The sequence below is a fragment of the Mucilaginibacter litoreus genome (assembly GCF_042676805.1).
GTDB classification, from domain to species: domain Bacteria; phylum Bacteroidota; class Bacteroidia; order Sphingobacteriales; family Sphingobacteriaceae; genus Mucilaginibacter; species Mucilaginibacter litoreus.
Genome location: NZ_JBHTHZ010000001.1, coordinates 294718 through 310818 on the forward strand (window position 1 = coordinate 294718; position 16101 = coordinate 310818).

17 protein-coding genes are annotated in these 16101 nt (G+C 42.7%); 10 read left to right on the top strand and 7 right to left on the bottom strand.

Annotated features, from left to right (window positions below; genetic code table 11):
- Entirely contained in the window at window positions 1-456 is a 456-nt protein-coding gene (locus tag ACFQZX_RS01395; protein WP_377110956.1) for a hypothetical protein, read from the top strand.
- A gap of 48 nt (window positions 457-504) precedes the next feature.
- Entirely contained in the window at window positions 505-1131 is a 627-nt protein-coding gene (locus ACFQZX_RS01400) for a hypothetical protein (protein WP_377110957.1), read from the top strand.
- Here ACFQZX_RS01400 and ACFQZX_RS01405 read toward each other — a convergent pair whose 3' ends face one another.
- The 6 genes from ACFQZX_RS01405 to ACFQZX_RS01430 all read right to left on the bottom strand — a co-directional run bounded on the left by ACFQZX_RS01405 (window position 1132) and on the right by ACFQZX_RS01430 (window position 6080).
- Window positions 1132-2784, bottom strand: coding sequence for a serine hydrolase domain-containing protein (locus ACFQZX_RS01405; RefSeq protein ID WP_377110958.1), 1653 nt, complete (start codon window positions 2782-2784; stop codon window positions 1132-1134). It abuts the gene before it with no gap.
- Window positions 2785-2848: 64 nt separating this feature from the next.
- Window positions 2849-3658, bottom strand: coding sequence for a helix-turn-helix domain-containing protein (locus ACFQZX_RS01410; RefSeq protein ID WP_377110959.1), 810 nt, complete (start codon window positions 3656-3658; stop codon window positions 2849-2851).
- A complete protein-coding gene (locus ACFQZX_RS01415; RefSeq protein WP_377110960.1) occupies window positions 3658-4158 on the bottom strand; it encodes a hypothetical protein in 501 nt (166 codons plus the stop codon). The genes ACFQZX_RS01410 and ACFQZX_RS01415 overlap by 1 nt, the downstream gene beginning before the upstream one ends.
- A 7-nt stretch (window positions 4159-4165) precedes the next feature.
- Window positions 4166-4933 (bottom strand): ABC transporter ATP-binding protein, encoded by a 768-nt coding sequence (locus tag ACFQZX_RS01420; protein WP_377110961.1) that lies wholly within the window; start codon window positions 4931-4933, stop codon window positions 4166-4168.
- A 128-nt stretch (window positions 4934-5061) separates the two neighbouring features.
- Window positions 5062-5352: an Asp-tRNA(Asn)/Glu-tRNA(Gln) amidotransferase subunit GatC gene (gatC, locus tag ACFQZX_RS01425; protein ID WP_377110962.1), complete on the bottom strand. Its 291-nt coding sequence runs from the start codon at window positions 5350-5352 to the stop codon at window positions 5062-5064.
- The gene (locus tag ACFQZX_RS01430) at window positions 5349-6080 is read right to left on the bottom strand and encodes a lysophospholipid acyltransferase family protein (protein ID WP_377110963.1); all 732 of its coding nucleotides are present in this window, start codon (window positions 6078-6080) and stop codon (window positions 5349-5351) included. Before ACFQZX_RS01430 ends, gatC begins: the two co-directional genes overlap by 4 nt.
- A gap of 41 nt (window positions 6081-6121) precedes the next feature.
- Here ACFQZX_RS01430 and trpS point away from each other — a divergent pair, with 41 nt between their 5' ends.
- The 4 genes from trpS to ACFQZX_RS01450 all read left to right on the top strand — a co-directional run bounded on the left by trpS (window position 6122) and on the right by ACFQZX_RS01450 (window position 9799).
- On the top strand, window positions 6122-7117 hold the full coding sequence (gene trpS / locus ACFQZX_RS01435) for a tryptophan--tRNA ligase (RefSeq protein ID WP_377110964.1): 996 nt from the start codon (window positions 6122-6124) through the stop codon (window positions 7115-7117).
- Between the two features lie 108 nt (window positions 7118-7225).
- Window positions 7226-7840, top strand: coding sequence for a deoxynucleoside kinase (locus ACFQZX_RS01440; RefSeq protein ID WP_377110965.1), 615 nt, complete (start codon window positions 7226-7228; stop codon window positions 7838-7840).
- 36 nt (window positions 7841-7876) lie between these two features.
- Entirely contained in the window at window positions 7877-8428 is a 552-nt protein-coding gene (locus ACFQZX_RS01445) for a hypothetical protein (protein WP_377110966.1), read from the top strand.
- 45 nt (window positions 8429-8473) lie between these two features.
- Window positions 8474-9799: a peptidoglycan DD-metalloendopeptidase family protein gene (locus ACFQZX_RS01450; RefSeq protein WP_377110967.1), complete on the top strand. Its 1326-nt coding sequence runs from the start codon at window positions 8474-8476 to the stop codon at window positions 9797-9799.
- Window positions 9800-9924: 125 nt separating this feature from the next.
- Here ACFQZX_RS01450 and ACFQZX_RS01455 read toward each other — a convergent pair whose 3' ends face one another.
- Complete coding sequence (locus tag ACFQZX_RS01455; protein WP_377110968.1) at window positions 9925-10131, bottom strand: hypothetical protein; 207 nt, start codon at window positions 10129-10131, stop codon at window positions 9925-9927.
- A gap of 233 nt (window positions 10132-10364) precedes the next feature.
- Between ACFQZX_RS01455 and ACFQZX_RS01460 the strand changes: the two genes are divergently transcribed.
- From ACFQZX_RS01460 to ACFQZX_RS01475, 4 genes are all read left to right on the top strand, one after another.
- Window positions 10365-10544 carry a hypothetical protein gene (locus ACFQZX_RS01460; RefSeq protein ID WP_377110969.1) on the top strand — a complete coding sequence of 60 codons (180 nt, stop codon included), beginning with the start codon at window positions 10365-10367 and terminating at the stop codon, window positions 10542-10544.
- Window positions 10545-10765: 221 nt separating this feature from the next.
- Window positions 10766-12376, top strand: coding sequence for a CTP synthase (locus ACFQZX_RS01465; protein ID WP_377110970.1), 1611 nt, complete (start codon window positions 10766-10768; stop codon window positions 12374-12376).
- A 19-nt stretch (window positions 12377-12395) separates the two neighbouring features.
- Window positions 12396-14222: a membrane protein insertase YidC gene (gene yidC / locus ACFQZX_RS01470; protein ID WP_377110971.1), complete on the top strand. Its 1827-nt coding sequence runs from the start codon at window positions 12396-12398 to the stop codon at window positions 14220-14222.
- A gap of 199 nt (window positions 14223-14421) precedes the next feature.
- Window positions 14422-15786 (top strand): exonuclease domain-containing protein, encoded by a 1365-nt coding sequence (locus ACFQZX_RS01475; protein ID WP_377110972.1) that lies wholly within the window; start codon window positions 14422-14424, stop codon window positions 15784-15786.
- Window positions 15787-16101 lie beyond the last annotated feature (315 nt).

A 16101-nucleotide genomic window follows, 5' to 3' on the forward strand; every position in this document is an offset into this window, starting at 1 on the left:
ATGCTACAGGTGGATATTTGCAATACTGAGGGGATCAAAGATATATTACTATCACTGCAAGCTGATACCCATCCTCTTTGGGGCAGCATGAGCGCCCGGCAGATGCTTGAGCACATGATTGACCAGGTACAATATACCAATGGTGTAAAAACACCTGTTGATACCGGCCTGCCCGCAGATTTTGAGGAACAAAAACAACGTTGGGTGTACACCAATGAACCCATCCCCCGGAATGTGGTACTTGCACAATTACCTGATGAGCTCACCTACCCTGATCTGGAAACCGCGGAGCAACAGTTACTTGCTGAACTGGAAACTTTCCATGCCTACTACCGGGCTAACCCGGGCATAATGGTATTACACGGCGGCTTCGGCATGATGGATTACCATGAATGGGTGTTGTGGCACAACAAGCACTTCACCCATCATTTTAAACAATTCGGCCTTATCCAATAGTTAAACATTTAGGTTGTAATAAATAAATGGTTGTACTATCTTAGTACCATGAACTCCTTATCAGTTGATGCCACCGGCCTTCCCGATATTGGCAAATACCCCTATGATACCACCTGTCAAAGACTCAGAAACCGTTTCAGGATAGAGGTACCAGGTAAGATAGATTTTAAACTGGAGCAATTTGAGGTATTGAACCATCATAAAGCAGTGAACCTGCGCGATACTTTTGCCATCAAAAACCCATGCGGCGATAGTTATATATTGCTTTTAGATACAGATATAAATACACATTCTATTAACCAGCAGGAAAAAAGCAGTGCGGCCTCTTTCCAGCCATGGGCATTGGCCTATTTAAAGCGCAACTTTGGCCGTATTATCATCCGCACAGAAACGATTGTGGACAAGATACGCGAAGTTATATTCCCCATAGAGTTCGATATCAGGGATGACAAACCGTTCAGCAAACGTTTTTACGTTTTAACGGACGATCGTCAAAAGGCCGAAACAGCTATGACTAAGGAGTTCAGGGACGCGGTAATGTCCATCAAAAAAAGTGATTTTGTGATTGAGATATTTGAACATACCCTTATCATCGGCAACCATAAGCCTGTAACACCCGAAAACACACTTTACCTGGCTGATTTCGTTGCAAAACTTGCTGAGTTAAAGTGTTAGCTAATCTACTATCGCCGGCAATATATACTCCTGCATCATTTTATCAACCTGCGGATGGGCATAGCCTTCATTATATGCAGTTGAGGTTATTACAACTACCAGTGGCGCATCTTTAAATACAAATATTTTGTTGCCGCCATTGCCTGTGCAGTACCATGTTTCGTAAGTTTTATTGTTTACCTGGTAAGTTTTATTCCAGAACAGGTAACCATAGTAGCCCGGGCCAACAACATCGGCAGGTAAGGCCATGTATCTGGTGAACGATTTTTCGACCCAACTTTGTGGTATCACCTGCTTGCCATTCCAAATGCCTTTATTTTTATAGAGTTGCCCAAACCTGGCAAAGTCAATCGCCCTTAAGCGTATTCCGCCAGCTGTATTAGGTACGTTTTGCGGCGTATACTGCCATTTGTAGTTTGTTATACCTAAAGGTTTAAACAGTTTGGTGTCGGCGTATCTCTCAAGCCCCCCGGGTACTTTTTGGTTTAAGATGTCGCCCAGTACTACTATCCCGGCGGTAAAATAATTCCAGCTTTTGTATGGTTCTTTGTTGCTATCTACCTTCAGATCGATGGCAAACTTAACCCAGTTGGTAGTTGGGTACATATTATTTTCGTTACCGGGCGAGTTATCGTCATTATCGTTAGCATCAAAAACAGAGCTCATGGTAAGCAGGCTTTTAAGTGTGATGCTGTCTTTTTTGGGTGAATAATGGTCATATTTCTTCAGGTCGTAAAATTCACTAAGCGTTTGCAGTTCCGACTTGATATAGCCATCATGTATAGCAATACCCATCGTAGCGGATGCAAACGTTTTGCCGACCGAACGCGGATCATGCAGGGTATCCCGGCCACTTCCGTTGAAGTATTCTTCAATTAATAACTTCCCGTTTTTAATGACAACAATACCACTGATATTTTTGAATTTATTTTGCAGGATCTTTTCGTTCAGGTCAGTAATCAGTTGCTTATTGTACGTATCTGTTGATACCGGCCAGCCGCTGTTAGGTTTAATAGTCTGGATGGTTTTATCCTTTACATCAATAATAGGTATAACAACTTTTATCTCTCCCTGGGCTATTAAATCGCCAACCTTCAACTCGGGTATGCTTACGTAAGGCCGTAATTCTATCTTAAGTGTATGCGCGCCTGTTGTCAGCGCTTCCTCGCCTCCGCGCAGCATGAAACGGCTGAACATGTACCTCGACCACATATCCTCGTGCAGAGTGCTTAAAAGCTTAACCGTTAAAACTGTTCGCCCATTTTTATTGCGTGCATAACCGGCTCCTTTGTGCAGATTTTCCTGGTAAATCTGTTTACCATCTACATAAAAAGTAAACTGATAATTACCCTGGTTAAGCTGCTCTATAGTTAAATCGGGCGCTAATTGATGCTGGTAGTTAGTGAGTGAGTTAGCCATAAAAGCACACATGCTTAAATTGCTTTGAGGGCCTAAAGTGATCTCTTTTAAAAAATCCGCTTCAGTAGTTTTAGCCAAAGGGATAGTATCTGTTAAAAACACAATACGCCCTATATTAGCCTTTTGCAAAGGCGAAGTTATGCTATCGGGCCGAACAATATTGGCAACCTGGGCAAAAAGGCTGTGTGTAGTTATAAGTGTAAGAAGCAAATACGCAGGTTTGATTATCCTCATGGGCTAAACTGTTTTCACAAAGTTGCATAAACCTTTCAAGGTAAAATAGAACATATTTAACGTGCTATGAAAATAACAATTGGCGATATAGGGAAGGCTTACAATTGTTGAATTGCTTAAAGCAGCGAAGAAAATGGCTTTGGTCGGCAAAGCCGCATGAAAGGGCAATTTCTGTTAAGCTCAACTTCGTGTCGTGCATCAGCGTAAAGGCTTTTTCAATACGCAAGGCCCTTACATAATCCCCAAAATTAGTGTTAAAATATTTTGGGAAGTCGCGCGATAAATGTACCGGATGCACATCGGCAATTTCAGCAAGCTGTTGCAGGGTAAACTTCTGCGAAATATCGTCATGCAAAACCTGTTTTAATTTTTCTGCCCAAAGCGGTTTCTGTTTTACCTTATACTTTTCTGGTGCAGAAATATCTGCCAGCGCTTGTAAGAGTAAAGCTTCTATCGGGGCAGACGACATGCCATCTCTTCCTTTAGATTCTCGGAACAAATTGTAGAACAACAAGTGTGATTTGGGGTCGGCAACAGCAAAACTGCCCTGAAGGTTACTAAAATTTAAGCCTGTATTTTTGAACCAGTGTTCATGCAATTCCACATGAAAACCGCGTGTGTAGCCTTTGGGTTTGATATTGTAATGGGCGTCATGCCAGTTGTGAAAAAGCAGGCTTCCGGCAGAACAGTTATAAACTTCTTTCCGGTTACCTTCAATTACGTTGCCTTGTAAAATAAAAGTGAAGTAAGCATTCTCGTGGTAGTGCCAGTCAACCCGATCATGTGTGTATTCGGTATCAGTTATGGTAGCAAAATCAAACTGAAGGGTTTGGCTGGTTTGACCGTAAAAACGCCCGGTTTGTAAGGTTTCCACTATTTGCCGATATTTTGTGAGCTGGTTATATGCTTTGCCTCAAATCCAGAGATTGCATCATTCAATATGCTGAGGTCTTTTGATGGAAGATTTGCAGTAGTATCAGATAGCAGCTCAGAAACTGTGTAATATTCAGTATAAGACTTTATGGTTTTCCTTTTTAATACTACCTGAACAGTGTTTTTTACTTCGGCATAAAGGTCAAAAAAGCCAGGTAAGCTAAGTGACTTTAACTTATTATCTAATATTCCAAGCGACTGCATGTCCTGGATTAAACTTAACTCAAATAATATGTCTGACAAACCTAATTTTAAACCTTTCAGAACTATGACTTTACCTTCATTTTCCCACTCATCTAACACTTTTACAGGTGATTCAAGGTTAAGATTAACATGTAGAGAATCGGCTTCTCTTTTATATGCCTCCAACTTATATTGCCAAAGAACTTCATATACTTTCTTGTAAGTATTATAGTTGCTTTTGTTTATTTTCAAAGGCATAGAATATCTATTTGGTTAGATCAATACCTTCCTTTACCTCGGGCTCTCTCCTGCTTACGGTTTGGATATTTTCGTTGATGTAATCGTTTTCAACCAAACCGTCGCGCATGCGCACAATGCGGTGGGCATGCATAGCAATATCTTCCTCGTGCGTAACTAAAATAATGGTGTTGCCTTTGGCATGAATATCCTCCAGCAGGCCCATAATTTCTATGGATGTTTTGGTATCCAGGTTACCGGTAGGCTCATCAGCAAGTATGATAGACGGATTGTTGATCAACGCCCTGGCAACAGCCACGCGCTGCCGCTGCCCGCCCGAAAGCTCATTAGGCCGGTGGTCAATACGATGGCCAAGGCCAACGTTTTCTAAAGCAGCCTTTGCACGCTCGTTGCGTTTCTCTTTGCTTATCCCGGCGTAAACCAAAGGCAAGGCTACATTGTCTAACGCGCTGTTACGTGGCAAAAGATTAAATGTCTGGAATACGAAGCCAATTTCGGAGTTTCGCACCTCGGCAAGGTCGTTATCGCTCATGTGGCTAACATCAATACCGTTTAAAATGTACTGGCCTTTGGTTGGGGTATCCAAACACCCCAGGATGTTCATCAGTGTCGACTTGCCCGAACCCGATGGGCCCATCAACGCTACAAACTCACCCTTATCAATAGTTAATGAAACCGATTTAATGGCGTGGATAACCTCCGACCCAATAACGTATTTACGGCCAATATCTTTAATGGTAATAAGTGGTTCGCCCTGGGCAAGTTTCTGCTTCATCCGTCTTTTTGCTGGTTTGACAATAAGGATGTATAAAATGTTACAGTTTTTAGGATAAAAGATGAAAGGACAAAAGAGAAAGGATCAGAATTACAATTTTCTTCAGTCTTTGATCTTTAGTCCTTACGTTATTTAGAAATCACCTTTGCTACCAAAAAGTGGCTATCATCGTGCAGCGGGGCATTTTTAAGCGCCTCTTCGGTTGTAATATCCTGTTTTACCACATCATCGCGCAGGTTGTTTACCTGGGCGGTCATATAAACAAGTGGTTCAACGCCGGTGGTATCAACCTCATTAAGTTTATCCATAAAACCTAATATCTTGTTCATATCCTTTATCATGGCCTGCTTCTCGTCGGCGGAGAGTTCAAGGCGAGCAAGGTGGGCTATCTTATCAACGGTTTGCTCGTCAATATTCATGGTTTGTTGAGTTTAGTATTGATTATATCGAAAACCTCGTCGCGCAAGGTATCGGCATCATCAATTGTTAAATGGGCCGTTTCAATAGGCTTATGTACAAATATATCACATACGCCCGGTTTACTGCCAAACTTTTTACCGTCGTCCCATAAAATTTTCCAGGTGTTTGGTGATGTTACGGGTATGACAGGTATTTTATGTTCGATGGCCATCCGGAAAGGGCCATTTTTAAACTGGTGCAATTGCGGTGGATAATGATCAGGAATGGTAGCTTCCGGAAAAATCACTACAGACGTTCCTTTCTCAAGCCTCTCCATAGCTTGCTTAAAGGCCTTGAATGAGCCTATTTTGCTTTCTCGGTTCACCGGTATATCTACCGAGCGAAAAAAGATACCGGTCACCAGTCCGTCAACCAGTTCCTGTTTGCCCATAAAACAAAAGTTGCTTTTCACAAGCAGGCTCATTGCCGTAATATCCAGGTTTGAGGTATGGTTGGGTGCAATAATATAAGTACGGTTCCAGTCGATGGGTTCCTCAAAATGATAACGATAAGTGATGCCTACTGTACCCGAGCTAAGCAAACCCCATACGCGCCTCACGGCGTTCATGTTCTTATACCGCTCCGGCTTACGCGAATAGTAATATAAAAAGGGCCATAATAAAAAGTAAAAAAGTGCCACGCTGCCCTGGTAAAGGTATAGGTGCACTTTCTTCAATATCATTTTCATCGACCCCAAAAATATAAAAAATACTTACTTTCGCCCTTTATATGGAAACTGTTGTTAGTGGTATCAGATCTACCGGGAACCTGCATTTAGGAAACTATTACGGAGCTATACAAAACTTCGTAAAAATGCAGAGCGAATATAACTGCTATTTTTTTATCGCGGATCTGCACTCGTTAACCACTCACCCCACCCCGGCTAATTTACATGCCAATGTAAAGCAGGTTCTGGTGGAGTACCTTGCTGCGGGCATCGACCCGGATAAGGCGACCATTTATGTACAAAGCGACCTGCCTGAAATTGCCGAGCTTTACCTGTACCTCAACATGAACGCTTACTTGGGCGAACTGGAACGCGCCACCTCTTTTAAAGATAAAGTGCGCGCCAATCCCGATAATGTTAATGCAGGTTTATTGACTTACCCTGTGCTAATGGCGGCTGATATTATCATTCACAAAGCCACTAAAGTACCTGTTGGTAAGGACCAGGAACAACACCTGGAAATGGCCCGCACTTTTGGTAACCGCTTTAACCGTTTGTACAATCATGAATACTTCCCCGAGCCTTACGCATTTACATTCGGTGAGAGTCTGGTAAAGATCCCCGGACTGGATGGTAAAGGCAAAATGGGAAAAAGCGAAGGCGAAGGCAACGCTATATATTTAGCTGATACTCCTGAAGCCATCCGCAAAAAGGTAATGCGTGCGGTTACGGATAGTGGCCCGACGACTGAAAATCAGACAAAACCACAGGAAATCCAAAACCTTTTCGACTTGATGAAAGTGGTATCGTCTGCAGATACACTTGCACACTTTGATAACCTGTACAACACCTGCGCTATACGTTACGGTGACTTGAAAAAGCAGCTGGCAGAAGATATGATCATCGCCACCGCGCCCATCCGCGAGCGCATTAACGATATAGCCAACGATGCTGACTATTTAAGAAAGGTAGCCCAACAGGGCGCGGATAAAGCACGTGAAAGCGCGGCCAAAACCATCAGGGAAGTAAGGGAGATCATTGGTTTCAGGAAATTCTAAGATTGTCGGAATCAGAATTTACAGAATTTTAGAATTTTCAAAATCTCAACAGGTATTTTAAAATTCGCTTAATTCTGTAAATTCGGAAAATTCTGATTCAGATTATATATGCACATAGCTATTGTAGGAAATATTGGTGCGGGCAAAACCACTTTGACAGAAATGCTCGCAAAAAACTATGGTTGGGACCCGCTTTTTGAGGCGGTTGACAACAACCCTTACCTTGAAGACTTCTACAGCGAGATGAAACGCTGGAGCTTTAATCTGCAGATCTATTTCCTGAACAGCCGCTACCGCCAGATCATCGAAATACAAAAGAGCGGCCGTAACATTATACAGGACCGCACCATTTACGAGGATGCCTACATCTTTGCCGAGAACCTGCATGATATGGGCCTGATGACTACCCGCGACTATGAAAATTACCAGAGCATGTTTGATAACATTACCGAATTCATCAAACCTCCCGACCTGCTGGTGTACCTTAAGGCCTCGGTACCTACTTTGGTAAATAACATACAGCGTCGCGGCCGCGAGTATGAAATAGGGATCCGCATAGATTACCTCTCTAAACTAAATGAGAAGTATGATAAGTGGATAAAGAACTATAAATTAGGCAAGCTGCTGGTGCTTGACAAGGATAACCTTGACTTTGCCAATAACCCGGAAGATATGGGCACTATCATCAACCTGATAGAACGCGAGATCAATGGGTTGTTTTAGTACGTTCTACACCTGAAACCTTATTAATTTACTATAATGAACTTAAACCTAAAAGGCCTGTTGGCTATTGCTGCTGTATTGTGTGCAGCAAATGTTAAAGCACAAGATTATGTGATCACAACTAAAGGTGATACAATCCATTGTAAAGTATTTTCCACATTTTGGTCTACAAAATATCGCCTAAACGATAACGACCCTGGAAAAAAAATAGATTCTGATGAAATTATTGAATATCTGGATACAAAGAACAATTATCTTGTAAGAGCTGTATATCCCGAAGGGAAAAAAAAGCGTGAATACTATTATACGAAATTAAAAGGTGCCATTACTATATATGAGGAGCGTATCCAAAATGGCTGGTACACTGAAAAGATTTGGTATTTTTCAAAAGGAACAGACACCGTTTACAAATTAAAGTTCAATACTTTAGGTGGCAAGTCACGAGACGTGCGTAAAAACAAACTTGGTGAAATGTTTAAAGATGACTCTGAGGTTTATGAGAAATATCTATATGATAATAAGTTCACATTTGATCAAATCCTTTCATTAGTTAAACAATACAATAAAAATCATCCAACAACTATTTAAAACTTTCATAACAGCATATTGGTTTTCAATACAAACGGGACCAATATGCTTCAGCAATGCAAGACCCTTCTTTTCGTAATATACTGCTTAACTCTCTCTGCCTGCAGTAAAAACAAGGGTCCGCTGGCGCTATTTAAAAAACTATCTCCGCATGATGCCTACGCGCAACGCTTAAAAGATAACGGTTTTGGACAGACAGCCATGGGCAGCGCGTGGCTGCAGGAGGCTGAAAGAACTACCAGCAATCCGTTGAATGTTAAGATTCCATACAAAGAAACAGGCTACTTTGCCGATGAGAAAGTTGGCAGTACTGCCCTACGTTTTGATGCCAGGCGAGGACAGAAGATCAGAGTAAGCCTTACTAAAAAACCCGCCATTAATTTTGATATTTATATTGACCTGTTCCGGGAGGAATCGTCTGCTAATCTTAAACTTCTTTCATCAGCAGATACATCAGGGGCATCTTTTGAAACAGAGATCAAACAAACCGGCAAATATATATTGCGCCTGCAGCCCGAGCTGCTTCGCGCCGGTGAATATACTCTGACCATTACAGCAGGGCCATCATTAAGCTTTCCTGTATCCGCATCAGGCAAGCCGCATATTGGTAGCTTCTGGGGCGATGGCCGCGACGAAGGCAGTCGCAAGCACGAGGGGATTGATATTTTCGCGCCTAAACGCACGCCAGCCATTGCTGCGGCTAATGGTACCGTAACTGGCGTAACCACGAACAACCTGGGTGGCAATGTAGTATTTATGCGCCCGCAAAACGAAGATTACACTTTGTACTATGCCCATCTTGATGTGCAAACTGTGCAGCCTGGGCAAAATGTAATAACAGGTGATACATTAGGTTTGGTGGGAAATACCGGCAATGCACGCACAACACCATCGCACCTGCATTTTGGCATTTATACCGGCAGCGGCGCTATTGACCCGTTGGCTTTTGTACAGGTGGATAACCGGCAGCCCGCATCCGTTATGGCGCCTCTTAAATATTTAAATACAACGGTACGTACAACATCCAAAAGCAGCAGGTTATACAACCTGCCATCAGAAAAAGGCTTCGCGGTACAAACGCTTGCCATAAACACGCCTTTAGTAGTAAGCGCGGCAACTGACGGATGGTATAAGGCAACCCTTCCCGATGGGCAAACGGGTTTTGTAAACAGTAAATACGTTACTGAAGCCGGTAACATCCGGAATATCGTAGTAAAATCTCCAAAGCCACTTTTTAACGCGCCTGATAGCATCAATGCACCAAGTAAGAAAACATTGGAAGCCGGCCAGAGAGTAAGCTTATTAGGTATTTATGGCAAGTATATGCTTGTGGATAATGATGGAGTGACCGGTTGGATAGAAGGATTGTAATTAACTGCTGACCGTTCAGTCAACATTGATGTTCTCCGATTGCTCCTTCGTTAGGAATGGTTTTGTTTATGAATACCTAAAGGTTATCTGGAGACTGCTTCGTCGTACCTCCTCGCAATGATGTGTTACAAATAGTCTGACGAACCCAACGCCACCGTCATCAATGCGGCATTGGCAGATTGCGGGTAGTAAAGGCACTGCAACAGCACTAACTTACAAAGCAAGCTGGCGCAGCCGCGAGGTTTCTTTTTCGTTCTTTTTCTTTTCCGGCAAAAGAAAAAGAACATCCACCAACTATCATACTGCACAACCATTCCTAACGGAGAACTCATAGTAGTTTTGAGCGTTAATGCTTTGGTTAACGCCAGTCCGCTCATTGCCGCGGGGGCTACTTCTTTTGTCTTGATACAAAAGGAAGCAAAAAATCAAGACGAAAAAATCCTACCTCCGCACAACCTCGCCCATCGGCCACGGTTTTTCGTCGGCCCACCGCTCTTCAATAGTAATTCAGCGTAGGAAAATAAAATAATAACGAGACTGACAAACCCAACGTCATCTTCCTAAAATGCGGCATTGGCAGATTGCGGGTAGTACAGGCACTGCAACAGCACTACCTTTCAAAGCAAGCTGGCGCAGCCGCGAGGTTTCTTTTTCGTTCTTTTTCTTTTACGGCAAAAGAAAAAGAACATCCACCAATGATGATAAAGCACATCCATTCCTAACGAAGAACCTGAAGATTATTTAATGTACTTCCCAAAATTAAGTAGTAATAATTAAGCCACTAATGATTTGCTTTGTTTCCCAAGTACGCATAAGATCTATAAATACCCCAACCCCTTCACTTTCACCAGCTTTTAACAATTATAAAATACACCCTGCAAAGCCCGCAAATTTTCTTACTTTTGTATCCCGTACACAAACAATTGGCAGCCGTTTAAAACTGCCGTTTGATTTTCAAAAAGAATCATGACTAAATACATTTTTGTTACGGGTGGTGTAACCTCATCGTTGGGAAAAGGCATTATTTCGGCCTCATTAGCTAAACTTCTTCAGGCGCGAGGCTATCGCGTAACTATCCAGAAATTCGATCCTTATATAAATATCGACCCGGGTACCCTAAACCCTTATGAACATGGCGAATGCTACGTTACCGAGGATGGCGCTGAAACTGATCTTGACCTTGGGCACTATGAGCGTTTCCTGAATACACCAACATCTCAGGCCAATAACATCACTACCGGCCGTATTTATCAAAATGTAATTAACCGTGAGCGTGAGGGTGCTTTTTTAGGTAAAACCGTACAGGTAGTACCTCATATTACTGACGAGATTAAACGCAACTTCCGCATTTTGGGCGAAAGCGGTGAATATGATATCGTTATTACGGAAATTGGTGGCACCGTGGGCGATATCGAGTCGCTGCCGTTTGTAGAAGCCGTAAGGCAGTTTAAGTGGGAAGCTGGCCCTAATAACGCGCTGGTTATCCACCTAACGCTTATCCCCTTCCTGGCAGCTGCAGGCGAGTTGAAAACCAAACCAACACAGCACTCTGTAAAAATGCTTTTAGAGTATGGTATACAGCCCGATATACTGGTTTGCCGTACAGAGCACCACATTAATGCGGATATCCGGAAAAAAATTGCGCTTTTTTGTAACGTAAACATCAATGCGGTAATCGAATCAATGGATGCACAAACCATTTATGATGTGCCGCTGCTAATGTTAAAGGAAAAACTGGACCAGACCGTATTAAGCAAGTTAAAACTATCACATAAAAATGAGCCCGACCTGGAAAACTGGAAAGATTTTCTGGGCCGCTTAAAAAACCCTACTTCTGATGTTAAGATTGGCCTGGTAGGTAAATATGTTGAATTGCCGGACGCTTACAAATCCATCATAGAGGCGTTTGTACATGCCGGCGCTAAAAATGAGTGCAAAGTACGTGTACAATACATACCATCAGAAGGTTTAACACCTGAAAATGCAATTGAAAAACTGCGCGGACTGCACGGGGTGCTGGTTGCCCCTGGTTTTGGCGAACGTGGTTTTGAAGGAAAAATAGAAGCGATACGTTATGTGCGCGAAAACAACATCCCTTTCTTTGGTATATGCCTGGGCATGCAATGCGCGGTGGTAGAGTTTGGCCGAAATGTGCTGAATTATAAAGATGCAAGCAGTACAGAAATGAGCCCTGCAACGCCAAACCCGGTAATAGATATGATGGAGGATCAAAAAAACATTGTAAATAAAGGTGGTACCATGCGCCTTGGCGCTTATTCCTGCGACCTTAAAAAAGGCAGCAAAGCTGCGGCAGCTTATGGTAAAACGCACATCAGCGAGCGCCACAGGCATCGTTACGAGTTTAACAACCAGTATTTAAAAGAGTATGAAGCTGCAGGTTTGGTTCCGTCTGGCATTAACCCCGATAATGGTTTGGTTGAAATTGTGGAGCTTAAAAACCACCCATATTTTGTAGGCGCGCAGTTTCACCCCGAATTAAAATCAACAGTTGCTAATCCGCACCCACTTTTTATTAACTTTGTCGCCGCTTCGCTGGCTTATGCCCGCAAGAATTAGTACAGTACGATAAACAATAATGGATAAAAATACATTTACAGGATTATTCCTGATCATGATCATAATGGCGGTTGGTGTGTTTCTAATGAAACCGTCTGAGGCTGATCTTAAACAAGAACAACTAAATGTTCACCGCGATTCAATAAAAAAAGGACTTGTCAAAGCCCCTGCAGCGGCCAAGGCAGATACCGCAACCAAAACTGCCGCAGTTGATTCGGCCGTTTTAAAATCACCTTTTGGCGCAGCAACTGTTGGCACACAACAATTTGTTACGTTAGAGAACGCCGATGTACGCCTTAAACTAAGTACAAAAGGCGGCCGTGTATATTCTGCCGAACTTAAAAACTATTTAACCTATACCAAAAAACCGCTGATACTGTTTGATGGTGATAATAACGCGTTTGGCTTAAATTTTAGGGCGGGCGATAAAAATATCAATACCAATGATCTTTATTTTACGCCAAGTACTACCGCTTTAAAGGTTGCAGGCCAGGACTCGTCTTCCGTAACCATGCGTTTAAGCTACAGTCCTACTCAGTATATCGATTACATATACAGTTTAAAAGGTACCGGTTTTAAAGTAGGCTTAACAATACGTTCAACAGGTTTAGACCAGGTAGTAGCTAACAGTAATGCTTACAACCTTAACTGGACAGCCAGCCTGAATAAGCAGGAAAAAGATCTGAAACAGGAGCGTCAATACTCTACCGTTTACTTTAAAAACACCGAAGGCGACGTTGACTATTTAGCAGAAACTAAAGACGACCAGAAAGCAATCAGCGATAAAAAGTTACAGTGGGTTGCATTCAAACAGCACTTCTTTTCAAACGTGTTGATCTCTAAAGATGGCATAGCCAAATCTGATCTTGCTGTGGTTACAGACGTTAACGACACCACCGATGTAAAACAGATGAAGGCCAACCTGCAGCTTAACCGCGATGCAAGCGGCGCCATCCCGCTGGAGTTTTACTTTGGTCCAAATCAGTTCAATACTTTAAAAGCACAGGGCTATGACCTGCAAAAGATCATCAATTTAGGTTGGGGGCCACTTAAGTACATTAACCAGTTTGCCGTATTACCAGTGTTTAACTTTTTAAAACAGTTCAACTGGAATTATGGCCTTATTATTCTTGCGCTTACTGTACTGTTGAAGCTGGTTCTATCTCCGCTTACTTACAAGTCTTACCTGTCTATGGCCAAGATGCGTGTGATAAAGCCGGAGATGGATGAAATTAAGGCAAAGGTTGGCGAGGATAATCCTACCCTGTTACAGCAGGAATACCTGAAGCTTTACAAAAAAGCCGGTGTTAACCCGTTGGGCGGCTGTTTGCCTTTGCTGCTGCAAATGCCTATTGTAATTGCATTCTTCCGCTTTTTCCCAAGTTTGTTTGAACTGCGCGGACAAAACTTTTTGTGGATGCATGATCTGTCGACCTACGATGATGTGATCAAATTTTCAACTACTATTCCAATCATAGGTAACCACATTAGCGCAATGTGTTTACTGATGACGATTTCTACATTGATCTACACCTATTTCAACAACCAGATATCAGGTGCTACAGGACAAATGAAGTATATCGGTTATATCACACCGTTTATCTTTTTTGCTACCTTGAACAGCTACCCTGCCGGTTTGAATTATTACTACTTCCTGGCGAACATGTTCACTTTCTTACAGCAATACTTAATTAAATTCATGGTTGATGATAAGAAGATACATGCCCAGATACAGGAAAATAAAAAGAAACCTGAAGATCCTAAAAAGAAAAAAACAGGGTTCAGCGCCCGCCTGGAAGAAATGATGCGTCAGCAACAACAGGTACAGGCTAAGAAAGGGAAATAGTCTTAAGTCGGAAGTCAAAAGTCCGAAAGATAACAGATATAATAGTAAAGCCCGGTAACCAAATGCTACCGGGCTTTGCTATATACACACTAAAACAAAAACCTTGTGTTGCATCTTCGGACTTCGGACTTTCAGACTTCCTAACTTTTTAAAATTTAACTAAAATTATTAGCAATTAATATTTACATTTGTTATTACCATGTATGCGATTGTAGATATTGAAACGACAGGAGGACATGCCAGCGCGAATGGCATAACGGAAATTGCCATATGCATACATGATGGTAAAAAAGTCATCCGCCGGTTTGAAACGCTAGTCAACCCGCAACGCGAAATACCTGTTTACATACGGGCCTTAACCGGGATAACAAACGAGATGGTGCAAAATGCGCCTCTGTTTGAAGACGTTGCCCATGAGATTTTTCACCTGCTTAAAGGGCAGATATTTGTGGCACACAACGTCAACTTCGATTATTCATTCCTCAAATACCATCTTAACGCCGCAGGATATGAAATTAATCTCAACAAGCTTTGTACCGTAAGATTAGGGCGTAAAATTATGCCGGGCTTAATGTCATACAGCCTTGGTAAGCTGTGCAGTCATTTAAGCATACCCAACAACGCAAGGCACCGCGCCATGGGCGATGCGGAGGCAACAGCGCAGCTTTTTTCTATTCTGCTGAATAAAGACACTGAAAACCACATAGCCAAGGCGCTTAAACAAAACAGTAAGGAGCAGGTTTTGCCACCTAACCTGCCTAAGGCTGATATAGACGCGCTGCCATCCAACCCTGGCGTTTATTACTTTCACGATCAAAAAGGTAAGGTGGTGTATGTGGGGAAGGCCAAGAATATACGCAAACGTGTTTGCAGCCATTTTACCGGCAATAACCCTAACCTGCAGCGGCAGGAGTTTTTAAAAAACATCCACCACATCAGTCACCAGGTGTGCGGTACCGAGCTAATTGCTTTTGTACTGGAAGCGGTTGAAATAAAACGCTTGTGGCCAAAATACAACCGCTCGTTAAAGCGCTTTGAAAACACCTATGGCATTTATATGTACGAGGACCAGCGTGGGTACATGCGCCTGGCAGTGGATAAGCACCGCAAGCACATGCCATCCGTTTACGCCTGCAATTCACTACTGGAGGGCCACAACCTGCTGAACAACCTGATTGAAACATTCGGCCTTTGCCCAAAACTGTGTTTTATTCAAAAGAATGATCAGCCTTGCAGCGGTGCTAATGTTGGCCAATGCGCCTGTGAGGGTAACGAGTCGTCTGATGTTTATAACAACAAAGTAATGAATGCTTTACACGAGTTGAAGCAAAGCCTGCCAACCTTTGCCATACGCGATGAGGGCCGTACAGGCGACGAGCACAGTTGCATACTGATAGAAAAAGGCCGTTTTTATGGCATGGGCTATATTTCGCATTACTATAACGCCGATAATATCCAGGCGCTTAAAAATTACCTTACCCCCTACCCAGGCAACGATTATATCCGCAATATTGTAGCCGGATATGCGGAGCGGTATCCGCACCGCAAAGTAATGTTTGCATAGGGTAATAAGATACGGTGTTCACGAACACACAAGTGAACATCGTGAACACTCGCTAATAGTTAATAATGAGGCACTTAAAAATATTGGTGACATAACACTGTCATCATAGGTTTAAAGCAAAAGGGTACTTACTAAAGCAGAAAGAACCCGCCCCTAACCCCTCCAGGGAGGGGAATTAAATTACCTATATGCTATAGGAAGCTTGTCGAACCATTAGTAAGCGTACAAGTCTTCGACAAGCTCAGACTGACACATCAAAGAGTGTCATGGTGAGCCTGTCGAACCATTAGTAAGCGTACAAGTCTTCGACAAGCT